General features: G+C 34.7%; 22 protein-coding genes and 1 tRNA gene. 10 read left to right on the top strand and 13 right to left on the bottom strand.

Annotated features, from left to right (window positions below; translation table 11 throughout):
* Nucleotides 1-3: 3 nt before the first annotated feature.
* A complete protein-coding gene (locus phytr_RS06120; protein WP_106874981.1) occupies nt 4-3264 on the bottom strand; it encodes an MFS transporter in 3261 nt (1086 codons plus the stop codon).
* 186 nt (nt 3265-3450) lie between these two features.
* Here phytr_RS06120 and phytr_RS06115 point away from each other — a divergent pair, with 186 nt between their 5' ends.
* The 8 genes from phytr_RS06115 (at nt 3451) to rplL (ending at nt 6793) form a co-directional block, all read left to right on the top strand.
* Nucleotides 3451-3801, top strand: a complete 351-nt coding sequence (locus phytr_RS06115) for a dihydroneopterin aldolase (protein WP_106874980.1) — start codon at nt 3451-3453, stop codon at nt 3799-3801.
* A 13-nt stretch (nt 3802-3814) separates the two neighbouring features.
* Nucleotides 3815-3890 (top strand) — tRNA-Trp (locus tag phytr_RS06110).
* 17 nt (nt 3891-3907) lie between these two features.
* Nucleotides 3908-4102: a preprotein translocase subunit SecE gene (gene secE / locus phytr_RS06105; protein ID WP_106874979.1), complete on the top strand. Its 195-nt coding sequence runs from the start codon at nt 3908-3910 to the stop codon at nt 4100-4102.
* Between the two features lies 1 nt (nt 4103).
* Nucleotides 4104-4652, top strand: a complete 549-nt coding sequence (nusG, locus tag phytr_RS06100) for a transcription termination/antitermination protein NusG (RefSeq protein ID WP_106874978.1) — start codon at nt 4104-4106, stop codon at nt 4650-4652.
* 48 nt (nt 4653-4700) lie between these two features.
* Nucleotides 4701-5147, top strand: coding sequence for a 50S ribosomal protein L11 (rplK, locus tag phytr_RS06095; protein WP_106874977.1), 447 nt, complete (start codon nt 4701-4703; stop codon nt 5145-5147).
* 5 nt (nt 5148-5152) lie between these two features.
* Nucleotides 5153-5857, top strand: coding sequence for a 50S ribosomal protein L1 (gene rplA / locus phytr_RS06090; RefSeq protein ID WP_106874976.1), 705 nt, complete (start codon nt 5153-5155; stop codon nt 5855-5857).
* A 10-nt stretch (nt 5858-5867) separates the two neighbouring features.
* A complete protein-coding gene (gene rplJ, locus phytr_RS06085) occupies nt 5868-6377 on the top strand; it encodes a 50S ribosomal protein L10 (RefSeq protein WP_158706904.1) in 510 nt (169 codons plus the stop codon).
* 41 nt (nt 6378-6418) lie between these two features.
* Nucleotides 6419-6793: a 50S ribosomal protein L7/L12 gene (rplL, locus tag phytr_RS06080; RefSeq protein ID WP_106874974.1), complete on the top strand. Its 375-nt coding sequence runs from the start codon at nt 6419-6421 to the stop codon at nt 6791-6793.
* A gap of 288 nt (nt 6794-7081) precedes the next feature.
* Here rplL and phytr_RS06075 read toward each other — a convergent pair whose 3' ends face one another.
* The 11 genes from phytr_RS06075 to phytr_RS06025 form a co-directional block, all read right to left on the bottom strand.
* Complete coding sequence (locus phytr_RS06075; RefSeq protein ID WP_106874973.1) at nt 7082-9754, bottom strand: ankyrin repeat domain-containing protein; 2673 nt, start codon at nt 9752-9754, stop codon at nt 7082-7084.
* A gap of 129 nt (nt 9755-9883) precedes the next feature.
* Nucleotides 9884-12634, bottom strand: coding sequence for a sodium:solute symporter family transporter (locus phytr_RS06070; protein ID WP_158706903.1), 2751 nt, complete (start codon nt 12632-12634; stop codon nt 9884-9886).
* Between the two features lie 184 nt (nt 12635-12818).
* A complete protein-coding gene (gene era, locus phytr_RS06065) occupies nt 12819-13670 on the bottom strand; it encodes a GTPase Era (RefSeq protein WP_234352490.1) in 852 nt (283 codons plus the stop codon).
* A gap of 59 nt (nt 13671-13729) precedes the next feature.
* Nucleotides 13730-14491 carry an ABC transporter permease gene (locus tag phytr_RS06060; RefSeq protein WP_106874970.1) on the bottom strand — a complete coding sequence of 254 codons (762 nt, stop codon included), beginning with the start codon at nt 14489-14491 and terminating at the stop codon, nt 13730-13732.
* Between the two features lie 3 nt (nt 14492-14494).
* On the bottom strand, nt 14495-15211 hold the full coding sequence (lptB, locus tag phytr_RS06055) for an LPS export ABC transporter ATP-binding protein (RefSeq protein ID WP_106874969.1): 717 nt from the start codon (nt 15209-15211) through the stop codon (nt 14495-14497).
* Nucleotides 15198-15857, bottom strand: coding sequence for an epoxyqueuosine reductase QueH (locus phytr_RS06050; RefSeq protein WP_106874968.1), 660 nt, complete (start codon nt 15855-15857; stop codon nt 15198-15200). Before phytr_RS06050 ends, lptB begins: the two co-directional genes overlap by 14 nt.
* A gap of 4 nt (nt 15858-15861) precedes the next feature.
* Nucleotides 15862-16887, bottom strand: a complete 1026-nt coding sequence (locus phytr_RS06045; protein ID WP_106874967.1) for a glycoside hydrolase family 3 N-terminal domain-containing protein — start codon at nt 16885-16887, stop codon at nt 15862-15864.
* Nucleotides 16888-16892: 5 nt separating this feature from the next.
* Complete coding sequence (locus phytr_RS06040; RefSeq protein WP_158706902.1) at nt 16893-17447, bottom strand: GNAT family N-acetyltransferase; 555 nt, start codon at nt 17445-17447, stop codon at nt 16893-16895.
* A gap of 1 nt (nt 17448) precedes the next feature.
* Entirely contained in the window at nt 17449-18015 is a 567-nt protein-coding gene (locus phytr_RS06035; protein ID WP_106874965.1) for an MlaC/ttg2D family ABC transporter substrate-binding protein, read from the bottom strand.
* A gap of 16 nt (nt 18016-18031) precedes the next feature.
* Complete coding sequence (locus phytr_RS06030) at nt 18032-18763, bottom strand: MlaA family lipoprotein (protein ID WP_106874964.1); 732 nt, start codon at nt 18761-18763, stop codon at nt 18032-18034.
* Nucleotides 18726-19724: a class I SAM-dependent methyltransferase gene (locus phytr_RS06025; protein ID WP_106874963.1), complete on the bottom strand. Its 999-nt coding sequence runs from the start codon at nt 19722-19724 to the stop codon at nt 18726-18728. Before phytr_RS06025 ends, phytr_RS06030 begins: the two co-directional genes overlap by 38 nt.
* Nucleotides 19725-19818: 94 nt before the next feature.
* Here phytr_RS06025 and phytr_RS06020 point away from each other — a divergent pair, with 94 nt between their 5' ends.
* The gene (locus phytr_RS06020) at nt 19819-21015 is read left to right on the top strand and encodes a pyridoxal phosphate-dependent aminotransferase (protein ID WP_106874962.1); all 1197 of its coding nucleotides are present in this window, start codon (nt 19819-19821) and stop codon (nt 21013-21015) included.
* A 5-nt stretch (nt 21016-21020) separates the two neighbouring features.
* A complete protein-coding gene (gene tsaE, locus phytr_RS06015; protein ID WP_106874961.1) occupies nt 21021-21440 on the top strand; it encodes a tRNA (adenosine(37)-N6)-threonylcarbamoyltransferase complex ATPase subunit type 1 TsaE in 420 nt (139 codons plus the stop codon).
* On the opposite strand, the gene phytr_RS06010 is transcribed toward tsaE, so the two are convergent.
* Nucleotides 21433-23028: a CTP synthase gene (locus tag phytr_RS06010; RefSeq protein WP_106874960.1), complete on the bottom strand. Its 1596-nt coding sequence runs from the start codon at nt 23026-23028 to the stop codon at nt 21433-21435. The two genes, tsaE and phytr_RS06010, sit on opposite strands and share 8 nt — an antisense overlap.
* Between the last annotated feature and the right edge of the window lie 42 nt (nt 23029-23070).

Genomic DNA, 23070 nt, shown 5'->3' with positions numbered 1-23070 from the left:
ATCTTAAATTTTATCCTTAATAATTGATTTTAATGCATCGTAATCGACCCTATGGTTTGCAAGTAGCGGCAATTTATCAATTGTATGAATCTCAGCAGGAGCATTTAAGGATGATATGCTATCTTTTTTGAAAATCTTCTCGATACTCTTTTTATCTACTTTACTACTAGTACTAAACAAAGCTATTTGATCTTTGCCCATTTTAATTGCAGCATGCTGCTCTGAAGGATCAATTTTGAGAGCCACATCCTCAAGTAGAGGTAATGAGATCAGAGTGTTATCTTTTTGCCAAAATTGATCTGCTCTTCCTAATACCGTTACGTATTTTTCTTCGTCAACTTTAACTATATCTCCTGTGTCAATCCACTGATCATGACTGATATTTTTGCCTCGTATGAATAGCTTACCACCATCTTCAATGCACTTAAATTTTTGTAGCTTGTACTCTATTCCCGGCAACAATTTACCAACACTACCCGCTTTATATTCCATTTTAGTACTTAAAGCTAATACACTAGAAGCCTTTTCTAAAGCATATAACGGTAAGATTCTAATACCAAAATTTTGCTGCCAAAAGTCTGACGTGGCACTATTAAGACGCTCGCCATAAACAAAAACGTACCTCACAGAACTAAAATCATAGCTGTGCGCAATTTGTCCGTAATAGCTTAAAAGCTGATCTGTACCAAATATAATTGTCACATCAGAGCCGTATATAGCCTCTGTAATTGTCCTTGAATCCAAATCGGAAGGATAGATAAACAATTTAACCCCAGATGTAATAGAAGTCAATGCTATCTGGAATCCCAGAGTATCAAATAAAGGAAGAGGACAAAAAACTTTATCGTTAACATTTAAGTCAAGCTTATTTGCCGCTTGATTGATATTGTAAGTGAGATTTTCACAAGACAAACGCAAATTATCAGAGAAAATTATAGCATTGTTCCCATCTGCCTTTTTGATTAAACTATCTAAATTTCGGCTTTTAAGAAAATATTTAATACGTTTTAAAAGAGGAGTTTTTGTTAAAATATCTTCAATAATATGAACTACGCATGGGGCATCAGCTGGTAATCCACCAGAAGCATAAATCTCTTCAATATTATATTTTTCACAAGCAGAATTAATATCCAGCCTATTTAATATAACAGCTTGTGCTCCTGCTATCTGAGAACCTAATAATACAGGTATTGAGTTAGAAGTATTATCAAGTAACAACCCAACGCATTTTCTTTTTTTGATCAAATCAGCAAATTGTAAGGCTTTAGCTATAACCCAACCATATGATCTCTTAGCCCAACTTGCATCTTCTAAAATTTGGTAATTCAAACCGTAAGTTTTAGCCGCCAAAGCAACCTCAGCAAATAAAGGCTTTTTATGTTCCGAAGCTTCTAAGGAACTTTTTAGCATTAAATCATATAGCCAAGATGCAGCATATTTTGTCTTGTTCACTGCTGAATCAAAAACGCCATCCAAGCTCACGGGAGGCATTATATGCATTTTAACTTTATAAAATAAACGCCTTATAGGCATTGATCTAGCTGTTGCAAAGATCGTGTGCTCTGGACCACTAATTACTACTGGCAAAATTTTTGCTTTACTTTTTTGAGCAATTATTGCTGGTCCTGCATAAGTTTTCATTAATTTTCCCGTAGTACTGAGCCTTCCTTCAGGGAAAATAGCAACTTTTTTCTTATTTTGTACTTCACGTATTAAATTTTTTATAGCAAGTGGATTATCATTATCCACAGGGTGGGCTTTGATTAATTTTAAGAAAATTTTTATCCACCATTTTTGAGCCACCATTCTATTGATAGCAAACACGGGTCTTTCTGGCATATAGACAGATAATAGTGTTGCGTCAAGATATGAAACATGGTTTGAAATGATCACAACTCTATCTCCAGCTTTATGATAATTTTCTAACCCAGTTACTTCGACTTTATAAAAAATATTCATGAAGACTCTGATAAGTCCAGCGACAACTCTTATATGCAAAGGCTCTTGTGCGGGAAGAAAGGCATAGATATATCCTGCAACCATGAGATTTAAGAGGCTTAATATTAATATTACAAAAGAGATGCTACAACCAATATAAAGCAAAGCTCCAATAAGTATTGCTGAGCCCATTATAAAAATAGCGTTCATCAGGTTGTTAGCCGCTATCATTCTTGCTCTCTCATCAGATAAGCTAAGAGATTGAACAATTGTATAAAGAGGTACAACATAAATTCCCCCTAAAGTTGAAAATAGCATCAAGTTGAGCATAATATGCCAGCTCTCTAATTTCGCTAAAAATGTTGTTATGTTCATCAGCTCAGCGACCTCAGAGCTTGCGGTACGAGTTAAGAAGTATAAATCTACGCCTAATATGCTCATACCTATGGCTGAAGCAACTATATATTTGGTAGAGAGGTTGTTTTTCAAGATCTTGCTACATAAGAGTGACCCCAAACCTGTTCCTATAGAAAAAACACCTAAAAAAAGATTTGCAACTGACTCATCGCATCCGAAAACAGTTTTAGTAATTACGGGTATCTGAGATAAAATGCTTGCTCCCATGAACCAAAACCACGAGATAGCTAAGATAGATAAAAATATTTTAGGTCTCATGTAACATTCCTTGAGAATATTAGTAGCACCCTTCCAAAGATTTGGATTAATAACCACTTTAGAATCATAATTAGGAGACTTAATTATAAATAAGCTTGATATAAATCCGCCACAAGCAACTATCAACATTAAGACCATCACGAATTGCTGATGCCAAGTGTATAGCCCTCCCAAAAAAGTCCCAGCTAATACTCCAATAAAGGTCCCCATCTCAATATAACCATTTGCGAGCATAAAATCTTTTTGCTCTAATTGATCTGGTATTATGCTCAATTTTAGCGTTCCAAAAAATGCCGAATGGATTCCCATAAGCGTAATACTTAGTATTAAAGTAGCAAGGTGGGAATAATAAAAACCTATTAATCCTAGCAGGATAATAAAAATTTCTGAGAATTTGATAATTCGAATTAAGAGAGCTTTCTCGTATTTATCAGATATTTGCCCCGCAACTCCCGCGAAAATTATAAAAGGCAAAATAAACATGCTGTTTATGAGAAGTACTAGTAAATCAGCTTCAGAAGAAGCGATTTTATATATGATTAAGATAATCAGTGCATTTTTTAATATGCAATCGTTTAAACATCCACAGAACATTGTGACCATTAAGGGCCAAAATCTTCGATCTCCGAATAAACCTAAGTTTTTTTGCATAGATCTTGATATTTAGTTTCAAGCCTTTAAGACTATACTACTGCCTAATATTACGATAAGCAATAGACTTGCTAATATATACAAAATTTTTATTAAAAAATCAAGTCTTAAGCATTTTTTGCATTGATCTTTGACTTGTGATGTAATATCGCATATAATCATCAAACATATGTTTTTATTATTTAAGTGACAAAAGCGACAATTTGTATAGATAGTCTTGAGACTGATGTCTATATAGGTGCTACGGAAGAAGAGAGAAGTCGCAAGCAGAAAATTAGATGGTTTATATCCATTAGTTTTTTTGATAGACCAAAAGCTTGCAAGAGCGATCTTCTGGAAGATACGTTATGTTATGACCATATTGTAAATATGATTGTTGAGACCTCTAACGCGAAAAAATATAATCTTTTGGAACATTTGGTTGAAACTGCATACAAAAAGATAAAAAGCAAGGAGGTAAGATTGTTGGTAAGAGCTAGTAAAGTGATTGAAGGCTTAACGTCCTATTGTCCATCTTTTGAACTTAAAAGCGATTAAATACATATTTTTTAGGAGCGTAGCTCAATTGGTAGAGCGTCGGTCTCCAAAACCGAAGGTCGCGGGTTCGATCCCTGTCGCTCCTGCCATTTTTATTTAAAATGATATGATAAAAAGTATTTATAAGTTTTACAGCGAAGTCAAACAAGAAGCCCGCAGGATAATTTGGCCTTCTAGAAAAGATTTAATATCTACTACTATAGTTGTGCTTGTTGTAATCTTTTTGCTTAGTTTGTGCGGGCTATTTTTAGATTTTATTATACATAAAGTGATAACTTTTTTATTGAATTTAGGAAAATAAGATGTCAGAAGAGCAGTTTAAATGGTATGCAATTAATATAGCTTCTGGATCAGAAAAAAGGGTCAAACAGTTGCTTTTAGAAAATGCTGCAAAGCACAACCTAATCCAAATGTTTGCTGACATTATCATACCTTCAGTAGAAGTTGATGCTTTAAAAAGAGGTAAGGAAGTTAAAGTTAGTAAAAAAATTATGCCAGGGTATATTTTTATCAAGATGATAATGAATGAAGCATCGTGGCAATTAGTAAAATCTATCCCACAAGTCTCTAAATTCCTGGGATCAAGCTCTAAAGCTTCAGAAATTTCAGAAGAAGAAATTGATAAGGTACTAGAGCAAATTAATTTCTGGAAGGAAGATCAAAGCACAAAAGGCCACGGGGTAGGAGATGTAGTTGAAATTATAGACGGTCCGTTTGAATCTTTAAGCGGCACCATCACTTCTGTTAACGTTGAACAATCTAAACTTGAGGTATCTGTTTATATACTAGGAAGATCAGCACCTGTATCTGTCAGTTTTTCTCAAGTGAAGAAAAAAAATAGTGGATTATAAAACAATTATCTGTTATAGTCATTATTCGAGAATAATATTAAGTAATTTATGAGTAAGAATCTAGCTCGCAATTTTACCAAAGTAAAGCTCTTTGTTGAGCCAGGTAAGGCAAACCCTGCGCCTCCTATTGGAACCACACTTGGTCCTAGAGGGATTAATATAATGAATTTTTGTAAGCAGTTTAATGAGGAAAGCAAGAAGCTGCCTTTCCCAGAAGGTTTAAAAGTAGCCGTTTCTATCAGAATTTTTGATGATAAAAGTTTTGATTTTACAATAGGAACTCCTCCTGCAAGCGATTTAATTAAGAAACATTGCAATATATCTAAGGGATCTTCTGCAACTAAAAAAGATGCTCACATAGGAGAAATTAGCGTTGATACTTGCAAAGAGATTGCAAAGATTAAGCTTGCTGATTTAAATACTGATGATATTGACCAAGCAACCAAAACAATCATGGGTTCTGCTGAATCTATGGGCTTAAGAATTGTGAAGTAAATTTTATGCATAAACTATCTGGAGGAAAAAAAATAAGAAACTTGCGCGAGAAATTAGAGTTGCAAGAAACTTATGAGCTAGACAAAGCTATAGATATTTTGAGAAGTTCTTCTTTTGTCAAATTTGATCCAACTTTAGAAGTCGTTTTAAAGCTTGGGATTGACGTAAAAAGATCTGATCAAGTAGTGCGTGGCATGATTAATATGCCAAGTGGTACCGGTAAAACTTTGCGAGTTGCCGTTATTTGCAAAGATGAAAGATTTGATGAAGCTAAAGCTGCAAAAGCTGATTTAGTTGGCGGCGCGGATATCATAGATGACATCAAGAAAGGTATTATCAATTTTGATGTATGTATCACTACCCCTGATATGATGGGTATGATTGGTCAAGTTGCAAGAGTTTTAGGACCTAAAGGTTTAATGCCAAATCCAAAACTTGGAACAGTTACGACTGATATAGCGGGAGCTGTCCAAGCTGCGAAAGCTGGTCAAGTAGAATTTAAAGCTGATAAGGGGGGTATTGTCCACGCTGGTGTTGGCAAATTATCTTTTGATAACAATGCATTAACAGAAAATATCAATGCGTTTTTTGCAGCAGTACTTAAAGCAAAACCAGCCGCAAGTAAAGGAGAGTACGTCAGAAAAGCTTTCATTAGCTCTACAATGATGCCGGCTTTAAAATTAGACTTTCGTCCATTTTTAGTAAAATAGGTAAATAAAAGTGTTGTTACGTTCGAAGAAATCAGAAATAGTAAGTCACCTAGAGAAAATTTGCGCTGAGCACTCAGGCATTTTTATTACTCATTATCAAGGAATGACGGTTTCTGATATTAATACTCTGAAGAAAGCTTTAAAGCCTTCTGAAGTAAAATTTCAGGTCGTAAAAAATAGCTTACTTAAAATCGCTGCGGCAAATGCGGGTAAGAAATTAATTTCTTCTATTGCTTCCGGTCCGGTTGCAATAGCATACTCAAGTGATGCTGTGACAGCTGCTAAGTTGCTAGATAAATTTGCCTCTAATAATCCAAACTTTAAGATTGTTGGAGGAATGATGGATAGCGACTTGCTATCTCAAAAAGAAGTCGCAGAAATTGCTAAACTGCCTTCATTGAATGAAATTAGATCAATGTTAGTAGCTGCAATTAATGCACCAGCAGGTAAATTAGTTCGCTTATTGTCTTTACCAGCACAAAATGTTATAAATGTTTTGGATGCCCAGAGTAAAGGTTAATAGGGTCAAATAGTTAAAAATCAAATAATATTTAAAGTTTTATGGCAGATTTAGAAAAAATTGTTGACACTTTGTCAGGTTTAAAAATTACAGAAGCAGCAGAGTTGGTTAAATTACTAGAAGAAAAATGGGGAGTATCAGCTGCAGCTCCAGTTGCTATCGCAGCAGCACCAGCAGCAGGCGGAGCACCAGCAGCAGAAGCTAAAACAAGCTTTGATGTTGTATTAGATTCTTTTGGTGAGAAAAAATTAGACGTCATTAAGAAAGTAAAAGAACTAACAGGCCTTCCATTAGGCGAAGCAAAAGCTTTAGTTGAAGCAGCTCCAAAACCTTTAAAACAAGGTGTAAAAAAGGATGAAGCTGAAAAAATTAAAGCAGACTTAGAAGCAGTAGGCGCAAAAATTACTTTAGCTTAAAGATTTTAGGGAAGCAAGCAAGCTTCCCTATTCCATTGAGCAAGTCTCAGGAATTTTGTTTTCTCTATATCCAGCATTATGGCCCAGCACCTAGAAAGAACGATGGGTTTATCCAAAATCTTATATCACTTTTTAGTTCATATCTAACCAACATAGGCTGATTTTTTCTTATACATTCTCGACTATTACCCCTCGTACCCAGTGGTTTGAAATAAAGTTTTGATAACCTATTTTGATAATCTCCCTCTACACCTTGGCTAGGGTATACACATTGACCAAGATAGCAGCTTAACTATTCCCCTTACTTTCTTCAACACCACCAGAGTAAGTACCTCCCATTATTTCTGCTCCATTATCCTCTTCTCCAAAATCATAACCATGCTCGTTTTCATTAGTATGTGATAATTTTGGACACTTAGCAGTTGGTTCATCATTGTTTGGCTCACTACAGTTTTGCTCTACAGCTTGTAATAGATCTTTTTCTCCAGGGTATCTAGTGAAAAATAAATTCAATACACTTTCAGGATCGAGAAAAGAAATTAGAACTTTAGTGGCAGCACTGCCATTAGATATTTTACCCAAAGAATCTGTTGGCGCAATTGTCATATTTACTAAACCCACTATGCAATTCTCTGTTTTACTGAGCCATTCATCTATCTTTTTATCATTTTGTTCAAAAATTTTACGAAAAGCAGCCGCATACTCGTTCTGGTCTTCAGTGATAATTTGATCTTTAGAATCAAATAGTTTTTTAAAATTTTTGAGCTCTGATTTAACCTTTAAAGGTTTTGTAATAATTTTTTTAGACGAATCAAATGCTATTTTGGGAATAAAACTACTCTTCACTGCTTCTTCTATCATTGCAAGGAAGGAATTACAGAATGCATGATCATTATGATTCCTAAAAGCTTCGAGTATATTATACAAGCCTTGCAGGTTATTATTAGGTTTATTTAGCTCATATATAATAATTTTATCAATGTTTCCAACTAAATACCCATGTATAATTGATCTATTTAAATTCAATTGCTCTTTATAATGAGATAAAAACGAGACAACTGGCGTTAGGGGCCCATCTTGATCATAATGACGCCCATGTATTAGCTTTTCCATAACTTGGGAGTCTTCGTGAAAAATATTAGGATTATCAACAATACCAATCAGATACTCTAGAACCTTAATATGTGATCTGTAAGTCGCTGCATACAGAGCGTTTTCACCCATATGGTTAACAGCTTCAACGTTAACACCTTTTTTAATCAGCAGCTTTACGATATCCACATGACCTCTTTTAATAGCTATATGTAGAACTCGCTCTTTATCCTCATCTTCAATGTCAAAATCCCTGTCAAGCACCAGCTCTACTATATCCTGATGATCATGTCTCCCAGCCATGTACAGGGCTGTGCTTGCATACTCACCTTTAGCCTCAATATTAGCTACTTTGTCTAGCAGTAGTTCTACTACACCCTTATGACCATTTTTCGCAGCGATGAGTACGGCATTATCCCCATCCTCATTAGCAGCATCAATGTCAGCACCTTTGTTAAGCAGCAACTCTACTGCATCTTTACAATCATATTCCGCAGCCATGTACAGAGCCGTTTCTTCCTCTACATTTCTAGCCTCAATGTTAGCTCCCTTGTTAAGCAAGAGCTCTACTACATCCTTTTGATCACATAACGCAGCTATATGTAGGGCAGTTTTACCAAACTCATCAGTACTGTCAATGCTAACACCTTCGTTAAGCAGCAGCTCTACTATCTCCTTCCAACCATACTCCACAGCTATATGTAAGACAGTTACTTTATATTCATTGGTAGCGTTAACATTAAGAGATCTGTCAAATAGTAACTTTGCCACTTCCTGTTCATCTTTATCCAACGCTACGGACAGTGCAACTTTCCCCTCATCATTACAAGCCTCAATGTCAGCACCTCCGTCAAGCAGCAGCTCTACTAAATCCTTTCGACCATATTCTGCAGCAGTAAGCAGGGCTGTTCTTGAATACTCATCATAAGCCTTAACATCAGCGCCTTTGTCTAGCAGCAGCTCTACCATATTCTTATAACCCTTTTCTGCAGCTATGTGCAGAAGAGTTTCTCTTTTGTCATTAGCAGCATTAATATCAGCTCCTAAAAACAATAGCAGAAATATCAACTCCTCAGAATTATTGCGAGTAACTATGTGCAGAGCAGTTTCTTCGTCCATATTCCTAGCATCAATGTCAGCACCGTTGTGTAGCAGTATTTCTACTATATTCTTATAACCCCTTTCTGCAGCTATATGCAGAGCAGTTTCTTTTTTCTCATTAGCAGCCTTAATATCAGCTCCCAAAGACAAGAGCAGCAATACCAACTCCTCAGAATTATTGCGAGTAACTATGTGCAAAGCAGTTTCTTCGTCCATGTTCTTAGCCTCAATGTCAGCACCTCTATCTAACAATAGAATTATTAAACCCTTATAACCATTATAAGCAGCTAGATGAAGCGCGGTCCATCCAAGTTTATTATCAGCCTTAATGTCAGCACCTCTGTCAAGTAGCAGCTCTACTAAATCCTCCCAATTTTTCCCCGCAGCTATATGTAAGGCAGTATTCCCATATTCATTAACAGCCTCTACGTTAGCACCCCTTGCGATCAGGAGCTCTACTATATCCTTATGACCATTTTGAGCAGCGATGGGTAGGGCGGTTCTTGCATATTCATCTTCAGCCTCAATATCAGCACCTTTGTCTATCAGCAATTCTACTAGATCTTTACAACCACCTCGTGCAGCTATATGCAGGGCAGTATTTCCCGCTTCATCTTTAGCGTTAATGTCAAAAGGTATCTGAATACGCTCTAAAGCTTTACGTTGCAAAGTTATTAAGTCATCAATATCACGTTCTCCCAAACTATTCAAAAAGCTTATTAAAGCCTTTTTATAAGCTTGAGCTATAGCTCTTAATATCTTATCCATTTTATACAATTTATTATTAGGCTATATTTATATTATGTTTTGGTTCGATAGGATAAACAACCGCAAATAAATTGCAATTATTATGGATAGAAGGTTAAAAAAGAGTTAAAACTCTTTGATAAGATTAGATTAAGTCAAAGAACTGTTGAGAGGTATAACAAAAGATATTGTAGCACCTTTTTTGTCATTGTTTTTGGCATGTATTCGACCACTATGCAGCTTAATAATATGCTCACATATTGCAAGGCCAAGACCTTTACCGCCTGACATATTCTTAGTACGTGAGCTTTGAATAAATGGTCCAAAAATTTCTAGCAGTTCTTGTTCTGGGATTCCCACACCTTCATCTATAATAGAACATTCTATGCCTTTTAACTGCTTACGATTAATTGATATACTTTTATTAGCTAATACGACCTCTATTGTGCCTTTAGGAGTGAATTCTGCTGCATTTTTAAGAAGGTTGATCAATACTTGAGTGATTTTATCTTTGTCGCAATTTACTACCATATCTTTTGCCTTACATTCAAAATGAAATTGTAGGTCCTTATCTTGTAAATAAAGACTTGTAAACTGATCTAAAGCTTCCGACACTAATTTTTGTAGATTAACTTTTGCATATTTAAGTTCCACGTTGTTATTGCTTAAATTAGAGAGGTCAAGAATATCATCCATATAACTTCTAATTCTCTGATAACCTTTATTCAAACCTTCAATAGATTCTCTTTTTTCTTGATTACTTGAAGTATCCCAATTCTCATTAAGATCTGCTAAATATGCTCCAACATGGTGAATTGGGGTTCTAATCTCGTGATTAACGTTATTGATAAATTCTTGTCTTATAATCATATGATTTAGAAGTTGTTGCGACATATTACGCATTTCTTTTGCTTGAGCTGAAAGTAATAAAGTGTTTCTATCATGTCTTTCTTGTGTAGGGCGTAAAAATGCTATTAGAATACTGCTAAGTAATAGTAAACAGAAAACTAGATAGAATTTCATGTTAGTAAGATGTGGGTAATCCACGTGGATAAAACTTGTCATAAACCAAATACTAGCTCCAAAACCTACCAAAAACATGATCAATGCTACTCTCCACCTAAACACTAATAAAATAGCAGTAATATTGAGGAAGAAGATTGCTGTTTGAATTTGAGAACCATCACCCAGAACTAAAAAAATATTACTAACAAAAATATAAATATATAAGCTACTGAATATCCAAAATATAGATACAAAAGTAGGATTTTTGAATGTATTAGGCCAAAGAGGATACGTCAGTAGATAGCAAGCTAAAGTCAGTACGGTCATATAACCAATCGAAAGAATATCATTATAGACAAGTGCACTGGAAGGCATTGAAATCATAGAGACAATTGTCGAAACAATAGCAACCATACCAAAGAAAAAATATGTCTCTATTTTTTGTGGCATATTGCTTTTGCAGAACCTTATAAAATTAAAGCTTACTATCCCCTGCCAGACTCTATCCCAAAATCTTCTTCTTGTACTTGTCACAGCTCTGAAAGTCTTATTATCTTTAATACCTACCCATCCCCCATCTTGGGTTATAAGGTAATGCATGCCAAACAGCACTGTTACACTTGTTATAATACCAATTATCAGCCTTGGAATAGATGATATTGATAAGAAGAGTTTGCATGACAGTAAAACAAATATTGTGCTACACATTGCTGCAAAAACAGATTTGCCTGAGCTACGAAAACCAAAAACAGCAAGAATAAAAGGAATACTAACTACGGGTAAATATAGTCCCGCAAATGAAAGCATTAAATCAAAGATGCTACCTACTTTCAGTGCAACTAGCATTGCTCCAAGGCCTGATACTAATGATGCTACTCTGGCAACTATTAATTCATTATTAGCCCAAGAAAGTCCCAAAGGCTTACAGAAATCATGTGCAAAGATTATTGATATGGAATTAATAGCAGAATCAGCGCTGGACATGATCATTGCCATAATTCCTACGGCAACCATACCTTTAAAACCAGGATAAGTGTAATGGCTAATTATATAGCTAACTAAACTATCTGGATCTAAATTTGGATTATCACTTAATATAAATATTCCAAGTATAGCTACAACTACCTGGAACAAAAGGCATAATATACCAGCAATTTTAAACGACCTCATTACTTGATTTACACTCCTAGCCATTGATACTCTTTGAAAACTTTCAGGTTCTAGTGTAGGAATTAAAAATACCAAGCATACACCTAACATTTCATAGAACTTAGGATTGCTTAAATCAAATGCTTTTTTATAGTCAAAAATAGGGTTGGTTGTTAAAGTATTCCATACTTTAATACTGTTGCTTTCTCCCAAAGCTTGCCATGCAATAATAGCTATAGCGGGCATCAAACAACCGAATGTAAAAAACTGTATCACATCGGTAAAGGTAACAGCCTTGATTCCTCCTAATGTTGAATATGCAATTACTATTAATCCGCTTAATAAGGTAGCATATTCCCCCGATGTACCAAAAACTGATTCTAAAATAGTGGAAGATACCTGAAAATTTATGCCTAAAAAACAAACAGTGCGTAGTAGGCTGAATATTACTGTTATGATTCTAACTTTCGAGCCAAACATCTCACCCATACTTTCAGCGATTGAAAGTTTGCCTAAAAATTCTCCCATACGAGGGGCAAAAACATAACCAATCAAAACTAGCACCAAAGAATCCATTGATAGTGGTACCAAGAAGTATATTCCTTGTCTATAAGTTTCAATTAATGTATAGGAAAATAAGCCTGCACCAATCCAAGTAGCTATTATAGTTGCTACTAATGTTGATGTTGGAAAATCTCTGTTGCCAAGGGCATACTCCGAGATATTTGTAACTTTTGTACTGCTCATAAAGCCTAGTACAAGACTTAAAGCTAAGAAAGCAGAAAAAATAAGTAGGTCAAGATCCATTAATGATATTAGTTTAATTTATCTAAATTGATTTTACTTGAATTTGAAAGAATATCAAAAAGTTTGTATTTTTGATTTAACTGAATCTCTTATAAAACACTTTCACAAACTTTTTTACATATCTCTAGACGAACATATGAGCCGCACTGAGCCAGTTCTTAACGCTTACAAAAAGAAAAAGGTGGACCTTAATTCCTAAATATTCTTCCATACAGCTCCTTGCCTTCTGGTTTATAACTTTGATTTTATCCCCCCCCTTACCTATTATGATTTTCTTATGGCTTTCTTTACTTACAACGATAGTTTGCTTAATAACATACTCATTATTATCTTTTTTTGTCATCTCTTCGGTTAAAACCGTAAGATTATACGGAAGCTCTTGACCTAAATTTAAGAAAAGCTGCTCTCTGGTTATTTCGCTTGTTAAAAATTTTAATGGCAAGTTTGTAACCAAATCCTCATCATAAATCCAAGGACTTTGCACCGCAAATTTTTCAACGTAGTTTAATAAATCATTAATACCATCTCTTTTTAATGCAGAAATTTGCATAATATGAGCATTTGGAGCAATCTCTTTTAGCTGATTGGATAAATTTGATTTGGACGCAATATCCTTTTTGTTAATAGCAATGATAAGTTGATATGATTTGTGCAACCTGGTACACAACTGGCTTGTTTCATCGTCTAATTCCCTAGTGCCATCAATCATCAGCACAACAGCATCAACTCCCTTCAAACTATCCCAAGCATATTTAACAATGAGCTTCTCTAAGTTATTTTTAGGCTTAAAAATCCCTGGGGTGTCAAAAAAGATAAATTGCGTTTCATCTTTTGTAAGAATACCTCTGATAATGTTACGAGTAGTTTGTACCTTAGGGGTTACTATGGATAGTCTGTAATCAATTATGCTGTTCATTAGGGTAGACTTTCCAGCATTAGGTTTGCCTACTATTGCAACAAGAACTGATTTTGTCATACGTATTTATGAGAATTTTTTTATAATTTTATAGTAATGAGACTATTTGAGCAATAAAGTTAATTTTTTAGTTTCCATCCTATATCTATCAAGTGCTTAAGAACCAAGAATAAAATAGTATTAAACGAGATTAAGATTGCAACACCAATGTGAATATTACTATCATGTACTCCAGTCAAAGAGTATCTAAATCCATCAATCATATAGAAAAATGGATTAAAGTGATTAAAAATTTGGAAAAAATGAGGAAGCTTTTCTATAGAGTAGAATGTTCCAGATAAAAAGGAGAGGGGACCTATAACATAGTTAGTCATTGCGGTATTTTGATCAAATGTTTCTGAAATCAGTCCGGTTAAAATTCCAACTAATCCCATCAACATACTCGCAGCAAAACTAAAAAATAATAAGTAACCTAAACTATGTACCTGGAATTTAATCAAAGGATAAAGACACATTGCGACCATACATCCCACTAAAATCCCTCGAGTAATTGCCCCTAAAGTGTATGCTGTGACGATCTCAAAGCCTTGAAATGGAGGAATGAGTAGATCTGTTATGTAGCCTATCACTTTTGCCATGATTAAAGATGATGAAGAGTTAGCAAACGAATTTTGCAAAATACTCATAATAATCAATCCACAGCCTATAAAATATTCAAAATCTATACCTTTGACTTTTGCATTAGTATGACTTGTAGCAAGCACAAGTACAGCCAGAAGTAATAAAGATGAAACTGCAGGAGTAATGATGGTTTGATTATAAACTTTTAGAAACCTTTTAGTTTCCTTGAGATATAAAACGTATAGGCCGTATAGATTCATAATTTACCAAACAAAATTCTCACCAAAATATAATGCTTTAACTTTAGGATTTGCAAGAACATTTTCCTTAGTATCGCCAATTAATATACTTCCTTCATAGATTATGTAACACTTATCAATAATTTGTAGAGCAGTATAAACGCTGTGATCGGTAATTAAGATACTGATTCCTTGATTTTTAAGTTTTATTAATAGCTCCTTAATCTCATTAACAGAAATTGGGTCAATTCCAACAAATGGCTCATCTAGGATAATTAATTTTGGATTTGTAATTAGAGTACGAGCTATTTCTAATCTTCTACGCTGCCCCCCCGAAAGTCTTGATGCCTTTGTGCCTTTCATATTATCAAGTCTAAAATCCTTCAAGATACTCTCCATTTTTTCATACATTTCAGAGCGTGAAATATTTTGTAGCTCCAAAGCACCTAAAATATTATCTTGGACTGATAATCCTTGAAATACAGCAGGGTCTTGAGGCAGATAGGTAATACCTAGCTTTGCTCTTTTATATAGTGGAAGGTTTGAGATATCTTGAGCATCAAATGAAATCTTGCCTTCATAGTCAGAAATTATGCCAACGATAATATTAAAACATGTCGTCTTGCCTGAGCCATTAGGTCCTAGTAGCCCTACTATTTCCCCTTCACCTACTTCAAGAGATACATCTTGTAAGACTTGTTTGCCGTTGTGATTTTTATTTAAGTGTTCAATCTTCAGCATCGTATGAATAAAAATCTTGTCCTATTTCTATAGTAGGCCTGTTGTTAGCTTTATGCCAATTATTTGTATCACGTAGAGAATATATACATCCACAATATCTTTGTTTATAGAAATTTTCTTCCTTAGCTATTTCATACATTCTTTGTGCACCATTATTTTTGCGCCAGTTATATGTCCAATAAGTTATTCCTGGAACAAGGCTTGCTGCCTTAACGCCACTTGAATTAATCTGATCCATATTTTTCCATCGAGAGATTCCTAAAGAGCTTGTAAATACTTCAAACCCATTTTCAGCTCCCCAAAAAGCAGTTTTCACAAACCGCATGTCAAAACACATAGTGCACCTTATACCCCTCTCTGGCTCATATTCCATACCTTTAGCTTGTGCAAACCAGTTTTGAACATCATAATCACTGTCTACAAAAGGAATTTGGAGCTTGTCTGCATACCTTTTATTTTCATTTTTTCTTATCTCATACTCTTGTTTAGGATGAATATTAGGATTATAGAAAAAAATCATTAACTGGATGCCAGAAGCTTTCATTTTTTCCATTAGAGGACCTGAACAAGGTGCGCAACATGAATGCAGCAGAACCTTGCTTTTGCCTCCTGGAACTGTAAGGTCTAGGTTTTCTAGAAGTTTCATATTTTTAAGCTACTATATCATCTCCTTCATTTGGTGATTCTGCAGCAAGCTTTATTTCTTCACAGCTTGCATTGATTGCATATAAAAGTTCTGATTCAGCATGACTACACAATAGTAAATTGCATCCAGACTCAAAAGCTTTTATAGCTCCTGCGGCAGTATCAGCTATTGCCCCCATGTGCAAGCAGTCGGAAATGATTTGTATTAGTCCATCTTGGATAATATTATCCTTGATGTATTTCAAAGCTTTGGCAGATGTTGTAACGGGATTTCCCGGGTCAAGTGCTGTGTATACAACATGTGCGGTCATAGCAAGAGCTGGTATATTTTGTTCTTTTAAGTATTTGATAACCTCTTTAAAAATCTTAAAATCATTTGCTTCAAGAGTATTAAGATCTATATCCACTTTTGGCAAATCTTTATGACTATCAGCTGTAGCAGGTCCATGACCAGGCATATGTTTTAAGCAACCAAGCATTCCACTTTCATTTAATCCTTCAAAAGCAGCAATACAAAACTTTACTACAGTATCTACTTCAGATCCAAAACATCTGCTTTTGAGAAATGGGTGAGTGTCAGGATGGCTTAAATCTGCTACAGGAGCAAGAGTATGAGTAAAACCTAGACTTTTTAGTAAAGCGCCCATGTTTTTATAGTTCTCTCTTACCAGATTTAACGCAGCTTCTAATCCTTGTGTTTGATATATTTCATCATAAGAACTTGCATCGGGAAAGAAATTTGGTTCAACCAAACCGGCTCTAATTAAACGCGATACGCCTTTACCTGAACCATTAGACCCCTCTTCATCTATGCAAATAATGATATCCGGATCTGGGTCGGTTGCATCATCTTTGTATAAATTTTTTATTTCATCTGTAAGAGATCTAATTTGATCTTTTGATTCAATATTTCTGCCAAAAAATATAAATCCTTTTGGTTTTTTTTCACTGATAAATTTTTTTTCTTCACCGGTTAATTCTTTACCTTTCAAACCAATAACTAATGATGAAGTAGGCGAATAAGTAGTCATAATAATTATTTAATTAATGCATATAAAACAAAATCCGTATGCACTCCATTAAGCAGTTCAAATTTACTCATAATTCCTTCCTCTTTGAAGCCAGTTTTAATAAGCAATTTTTGAGATTTTCGGTTATCTTTAGCAGCGGATGCTTGAATACGCACTAAACGTAACTCATCAAAACCAAAAGTAACTACTTTACTAAGAGCTTTGGTCATTATGCCTTTGTTTTGGTGGAAATAACTTAAATCATAACTTATCTCTGCCTTTAGGTGCATAAAAGATATGTTATTAAAACCTATTGTACCAGATATTTGGCCCGTTTGGCAATAGCGTATAGCCCAATAAAAGCTCTTGCGTTGTAAAAACAAGTTGCGCCAATACTTAAGCTCTGTTTCTGCTTGTTGTGGAGAAAGCGGCAAGTTATTGAGGGGAATAAATACGCTAACATCTGGATGACTCATGTATGTAAAGTAGTCTTTTGCATCATGAACTGGATCAATGTAGCTTAAAATGTAGCCATTTTCTAGATCAAAGATTGGAAAAGGTTTATCAAAGGGATTTGACACCTTAATCAATTCTTGCTCCAAGCTCTTTTAATAAACCATCAAAACCCTTATTTGCAAGGATTGATTTAAACTCACTCTTATGTGTACTGACTAAGCTAACACCTTCCGTGATTATGTCTATAACCTTATAATTGCCACTCTCATCTTTAACTAAGCAATCGACATTAAAAGGATCACCTTCGCCTTGAGTAATAACTTGAGTCCGCACTAAATAAGTTTTTGGATCAAGGTTTTGTATAGCCTTAATTTTTACGGTTTGACCGTTATATCCAGCTAAAGCATTACCATAAGTAGTAAGTACATATTGACTATAAACAGGCGCAAACCTTTTTTTAGATGCATCATCAACCCCGCTTCTACTTAGAACATTTGCTGCCATGATATCCAGATTCATATTGGCTCTTAATATCTCTTGAATTTGTGCTTTTTTTGTATCATGCGCTTCACTACCTTTTAAAATAGTAAACGCACGATCTAGCAATTCTTGTACATAAGATCTGACTTTTGAGTCATCACAATAAGCGCTACTAAAAATAAGACTTAAAAAAAAGCAAAATATTTTCTTCATAAAATTTACCTAAAAATTACTCATCGATTCTAACGCATTTTCTTCTCAATGGATAGTCTAATTGATTTTCACGTTTTTGATGATACATACTTCTTACTGATACATACAAATCAGAAGAAGTCATTTCCACGTAATTTGAGGTAGAAAGTAAGCTTGCTCTGATTGGAATAAATGAAAAGGCATACATAGGATAGTAAACCTTATCTTTCATATTGTAAGTAATAGGGTTTAAAAACCTATCTAAAATTATAACATCAAACATATCGCGCATATTTGTAGGTCCGAGCAAGGGAAGCATGACATATGCGCCAGGACGAACTCCATAATAGGCTAACGTATTACCAAAGGTTTGTTTTTGGGTAGTAATATCCAAATTAGTTGCCACATCATGCAATCCTCCTAATCCAATAGTAGAGTTTAAGGCAAATCTCCAAAAAGTTTTCGTAGCTTCAACTACCTTAAGCTGTAATAAATAATTAATAAAGGTTACTGGGGAATAAAGATTGGCAAAAAAATTGCGAATCCTCTTTTTAGCTCCCTTAGGAACAGCCTTATCATAACCCTTAGCTACAGGCTTCAATATTTTTTTATCTAACCCATAATTAAAACGAAAAACTTTGCGGTTAACTTTTTCAAATGGATCATATAGATCATCGCAATCTCTATTATAATAGTCATCAGCGTAACAATTGGCGCTTATAAGCACTAAACTAACCAGCAGTGCACGAAATAAGGAAATAAGTTTCATCAGCTTTCAAACTTTTCAATTTAGTTTCTTTTATTTTTAACTTAGCCTTAAGCATAACTTCTTCAAGATCTTTTTGTAAGTATACAAAGTTTATTCTACTTACATCTAGTTTTGTTTCATCGCCTATCTTAAAAACTAGGATACAAGCACCTCTATTCTCTAACGCATTATGTATTTTCTTTAGATACCAATACAGATCTTGTGTAAAAGATAAAGAACCTAGAGCTATTATTCCATGATATTTAGATTTATTACTGCATAAAAAATTCTCTATTGATTTATGCACTATGCTATTGTAACACCTTGTATGGTTTATCGCATAGCACATATTGGTTGCATTCTCTACGGCGGTTAAATCGTAATCTTTATGCGGCAAAACAAGTCTTAACGCCTCTCCGTTCATCCCAACTCCGGCTCCTAGATCCAGAAGCTCAGCATTAGCAGGCAATTCTCTTAGGCTGGATAAGAGCATTTCTGCTGCAATTATATGCAAGCTTGTTTGCGAGTTTTCGAATTTATCTTGATAAATAGCCGGACTTAAATGCTTATAATGACCTATGATATCCTCTGGTATACTTTGAGGATTAGGCTCTAAAAGGTAAGATGCTAGGTCATATTCATCAAGATCGCTAGAAATACGCAAATATGATAGGCTTTTTTCGATGTTACCCTTTAAGAAATAGCACCAGGCAAGGTAATAATTTGCTTGCATGCTTTTTTGGGGCGCAATCAACTTTTTAATAATGTTTAACCTTAATATAGCATCATTGATATTACCTTTGCGTAAGTGCTCTTCTGCATTTTCGAAATTAGTGCTTTCAAGGTTTAAGAATCTGGTTTTAAGGTTTTTAAATTCTGTGAACGTTTCAGGAACTAAGTCTACTAAGCGATTAAGTCCCTTATTAATCCCTTGAAAAATACTTAAAACAAAATTTTTGATATTAACTAATAAATCAAGCATAATAAAAAAATATATAAGTTTGATCTTTAGTTTGCATAAAAAAATTTGCAGTAGCCAAAGTATTTGTATTATTTACAGAATTTTATTTTATTACATGTCAATATTGTCAACAAAATTATCACGATTGAAACCATCAGTTACTCTTTTACTCAACCAAAAAGCCAAATCCTTAATTAAAGAAGGTATAGATATCATACCCTTTGGTGTAGGTGAGCCAGACTTTGACACACCAGATAATGTGAAAATCGCTGGCATTGGAGCTATTGTTGATGGACAAACCAAATATACAAATGCTGATGGCTCAATCGAGATGAAAAAAGCCATACAGCTAAAATTTAAGAGAGAAAATAATTTGGATTATAATTTAAATGAAATTATTGTTTCTACAGGTGCAAAGCAAGTCATTTATAATCTTTTTGTTGCCACTTTAGATGCAGGAGATGAAGTAATTGTACCGGCACCTTACTGGGTATCTTATCCTGATATGGTACTTCTAGGTGGAGGAGAGCCTGTATTTGTAAATTGCGATAAAAATCTAAAACTTACACCACAGCTTTTAGAGGACAAAATCACCTCAAAAACAAAGTGGGTAATTCTTAATTCACCAGGCAATCCTTCTGGTGTGTGCTACAGTGACCAAGAACTGCGAGCTTTAGCGGATGTTGTAGCTAAATATCCTCACATACATGTCATGTCTGATGAGATCTATGAACATATAGTCTTTGATGGTTTAAAAGTTAAATCTATAGCTCAAGTTGCTCCCGAATTAAAACAAAGGATTTTCATTGTAAATGGTGTATCTAAAAGCTATGCTATGACTGGATGGCGTATAGGATACGGCGCAGGAGACGAAAAGATAATAAAAGCGATGGTAATGATTCAATCTCAAAGCACTTCCAGTCCCTGCTCTATATCTCAAGCAGCATCTATTGAAGCCCTGGAAGGACCTCAAGATGTATTAAAGAAGAATGCCGCAGTTTTTCAAGCAAGAAGAGATGAGGCAATGAGGTTACTGAACGCATCACCCTTATTAGAAGTTACAAAAGCTCAAGGCAGCTTTTATTTATTCGTAGATATGCAAAAAGCTATTGGTAAAAAAACTCCATCAGGAAAAGAAATTAAGAATTCTGATGATTTTAGCTTATTTCTTATTGAGGAGGCTAATGTCGCAGTAGTTCCAGGCTCTGCTTTCGGATATGAAGGATTTTTTAGATTATCATTTGCAACCTCTATGGAAGAGTTACGCGAAGGTTGTAATCGAATCGTTACATCGTGTAATAAATTATCTTAAGTATCATGGAATATTTATCGACATCTCTACAAGAAACAAAAAAGATTGCCAAACATATATTTGAAGAGTTGTTGATAAAAAGGAGAGTAGCTTTTTATGGAGATTTAGGTAGCGGTAAAACAACACTTTGTCGCTACATAATCCAAGCTGCTTGCAACGATCCTGAGATGATAGTCGCAAGTCCTACATTTAGTTTTGTCAACAGTTATCCGACTCCTTTTGGTCATATACATCATTATGATTTATATCGAGCAAAAAGCCCAATTGAATTCTATGAAATAGGTCTATTAGATGCTCTTAATCGCAATCAGCTTTGTTTAATAGAATGGCCAGGATTACTTGAAATATACTTTCAAACCTGCAACGTCACTCGAGTAACAGTTAGTTACAAAGATAAAAATACCAGACTCATTTCGATTAGTTAATACTCAAAGCATTTCTTACAAAATCTATAAACAGTGGGTGAGCTTTAAAAGGGCTAGATTTAAATTCTGGATGAAACTGCACACCTATAAACCAAGGGTGACTTTCATGCTCAATTGCATCAACAAAACCCTCATTATTAGCACTACCTATAAATCTTAATCCTGATTTTTTATTAAGGTACGCCTTATTTATTGTATATCTATAACGATACCTTTCAGAAATCATAATCGAATTGTATACCTTTGATAATTTTGAATTTTCTTCCAAAATGCAATCGTACTCTCCTGAACGCATCACTCCTGCAGTGCCTATTTGCGATACATTATGTTTTGGATTTTGTAATTCATCAATCACACAAATCACTGGATCAGAAGTTTGCGGATCGATCTCTGCTGAATTTGCTGACTTAAGGCCTAAAACATTTTTGAAAGCTTCTACTACAGCAAGTTGCATACCGAAACATATACCTAAGAAAGGCACTAAATTTTCACGGGCATATTTAATAGCTTTTAACTTACCATCTACCCCTCGTACACCAAAACCTCCCGGAACTATTATACCTTGAACCTCTTCTAACTGATTATTTATATCCTTTGCTTCAGAATCGATCCATTTTATATTTATGTGCGTTTTATTTTCAAGACCAGCGTGTACCAAAGCTTCTATCAATGATTTATATGCATCGCTCAAATTCACATATTTACCCACAATACCGATTGTTAAGGATTTGTCGAGATTTTGCATACTCTCGTTAATTTTCTTCCATGGATCTAATTCAGGTTCAGGAGCATTAAGGCCAAAATATTTGCACACTTCCTCATCAAGACCATTGTTATGATAAACTAAAGGAGCTTGATATATAGATGCAAGATCAGGCGCTTCTATGACTCTATCTGGCATCACATTACAAAACATCGAGATTTTATTACGTATTTCTTTACTTACTGGCATGCTAGAGCGGCACAAGATGATATCAGGCTGTATACCTATTCTCAGTAATTCTTTAACAGAGTGCTGAGTAGGCTTTGTTTTAAGCTCTTTAGCAGCAGCTATAAAAGGTAAGAGAGTAACATGTACATATAGTACGTTCCTTTTTTCTACCTTAGTGCTTATCTGCCTTATCGCCTCTAAAAAGGGCAAACCTTCTATATCTCCAACGGTACCACCAATTTCACAAATCACAAAATCTACGCTTCCGCTATCCTTGGTAATAAAGTTTTTAATCTCATCAGTAATATGAGGTATAACCTGTACAGTTTCACCTAAATAGGCCCCTTCACGCTCATTTTTCAGAACAGAAGAATAAATCTGCCCCGCTGAGATACTATCTGATTTATCTGTTTGGATGCCAGTAAAACGCTCATAATGTCCAAGGTCCAAATCAGCCTCAGTGCCATCATGAGTTACAAACACCTCTCCATGCTCATAAGGACTCATAGAACCAGGATTGATATTTAAGTAAGGATCAATTTTTTTTAGTTTCACTTTGAAGCCTCTTGCTTGCAAGCATGCAGCTAAGGATGAGGCTGCTATGCCTTTACCTAATGAAGAAACTACTCCACCTGTAAAAAAAATAAATTTAGTCATATCATAAGAATTATTTGTCCCTAATATTATATTATTTTTTGC

Origin of the sequence: Candidatus Phycorickettsia trachydisci, from assembly GCF_003015145.1 — a bacterium.
GTDB lineage: Bacteria > Pseudomonadota > Alphaproteobacteria > Rickettsiales > Rickettsiaceae > Phycorickettsia > Phycorickettsia trachydisci.
This window is presented reverse-complemented; position numbering and strand designations above follow the sequence as displayed.

What these genes read in the sequence shown, in the direction of transcription:
- phytr_RS06120 (WP_106874981.1), bottom strand. Translation starts at nt 3,264, where the DNA reads ATGCAAAAAAACTTAGGTTTATTCGGAGATCGAAGATTTTGGCCCTTA.
- rplA (WP_106874976.1), top strand. Translation starts at nt 5,153, where the DNA reads ATGCATAAACTATCTGGAGGAAAAAAAATAAGAAACTTGCGCGAGAAA.
- lptB (WP_106874969.1), bottom strand. Translation starts at nt 15,211, where the DNA reads ATGCTGAAGATTGAACACTTAAATAAAAATCACAACGGCAAACAAGTC.
- nusG (WP_106874978.1), top strand. Translation starts at nt 4,104, where the DNA reads ATGTCAGAAGAGCAGTTTAAATGGTATGCAATTAATATAGCTTCTGGA.
- phytr_RS06075 (WP_106874973.1), bottom strand. Translation starts at nt 9,754, where the DNA reads ATGGATAAGATATTAAGAGCTATAGCTCAAGCTTATAAAAAGGCTTTA.
- phytr_RS06060 (WP_106874970.1), bottom strand. Translation starts at nt 14,491, where the DNA reads ATGAATCTATACGGCCTATACGTTTTATATCTCAAGGAAACTAAAAGG.
- phytr_RS06020 (WP_106874962.1), top strand. Translation starts at nt 19,819, where the DNA reads ATGTCAATATTGTCAACAAAATTATCACGATTGAAACCATCAGTTACT.
- rplL (WP_106874974.1), top strand. Translation starts at nt 6,419, where the DNA reads ATGGCAGATTTAGAAAAAATTGTTGACACTTTGTCAGGTTTAAAAATT.
- phytr_RS06010 (WP_106874960.1), bottom strand. Translation starts at nt 23,028, where the DNA reads ATGACTAAATTTATTTTTTTTACAGGTGGAGTAGTTTCTTCATTAGGT.
- tsaE (WP_106874961.1), top strand. Translation starts at nt 21,021, where the DNA reads ATGGAATATTTATCGACATCTCTACAAGAAACAAAAAAGATTGCCAAA.
- phytr_RS06030 (WP_106874964.1), bottom strand. Translation starts at nt 18,763, where the DNA reads ATGAAACTTATTTCCTTATTTCGTGCACTGCTGGTTAGTTTAGTGCTT.
- phytr_RS06035 (WP_106874965.1), bottom strand. Translation starts at nt 18,015, where the DNA reads ATGAAGAAAATATTTTGCTTTTTTTTAAGTCTTATTTTTAGTAGCGCT.
- era (WP_234352490.1), bottom strand. Translation starts at nt 13,670, where the DNA reads ATGACAAAATCAGTTCTTGTTGCAATAGTAGGCAAACCTAATGCTGGA.
- rplK (WP_106874977.1), top strand. Translation starts at nt 4,701, where the DNA reads ATGAGTAAGAATCTAGCTCGCAATTTTACCAAAGTAAAGCTCTTTGTT.
- phytr_RS06025 (WP_106874963.1), bottom strand. Translation starts at nt 19,724, where the DNA reads ATGCTTGATTTATTAGTTAATATCAAAAATTTTGTTTTAAGTATTTTT.
- phytr_RS06050 (WP_106874968.1), bottom strand. Translation starts at nt 15,857, where the DNA reads ATGAAACTTCTAGAAAACCTAGACCTTACAGTTCCAGGAGGCAAAAGC.
- secE (WP_106874979.1), top strand. Translation starts at nt 3,908, where the DNA reads ATGATAAAAAGTATTTATAAGTTTTACAGCGAAGTCAAACAAGAAGCC.
- phytr_RS06045 (WP_106874967.1), bottom strand. Translation starts at nt 16,887, where the DNA reads ATGACTACTTATTCGCCTACTTCATCATTAGTTATTGGTTTGAAAGGT.
- phytr_RS06070 (WP_158706903.1), bottom strand. Translation starts at nt 12,634, where the DNA reads ATGAGCAGTACAAAAGTTACAAATATCTCGGAGTATGCCCTTGGCAAC.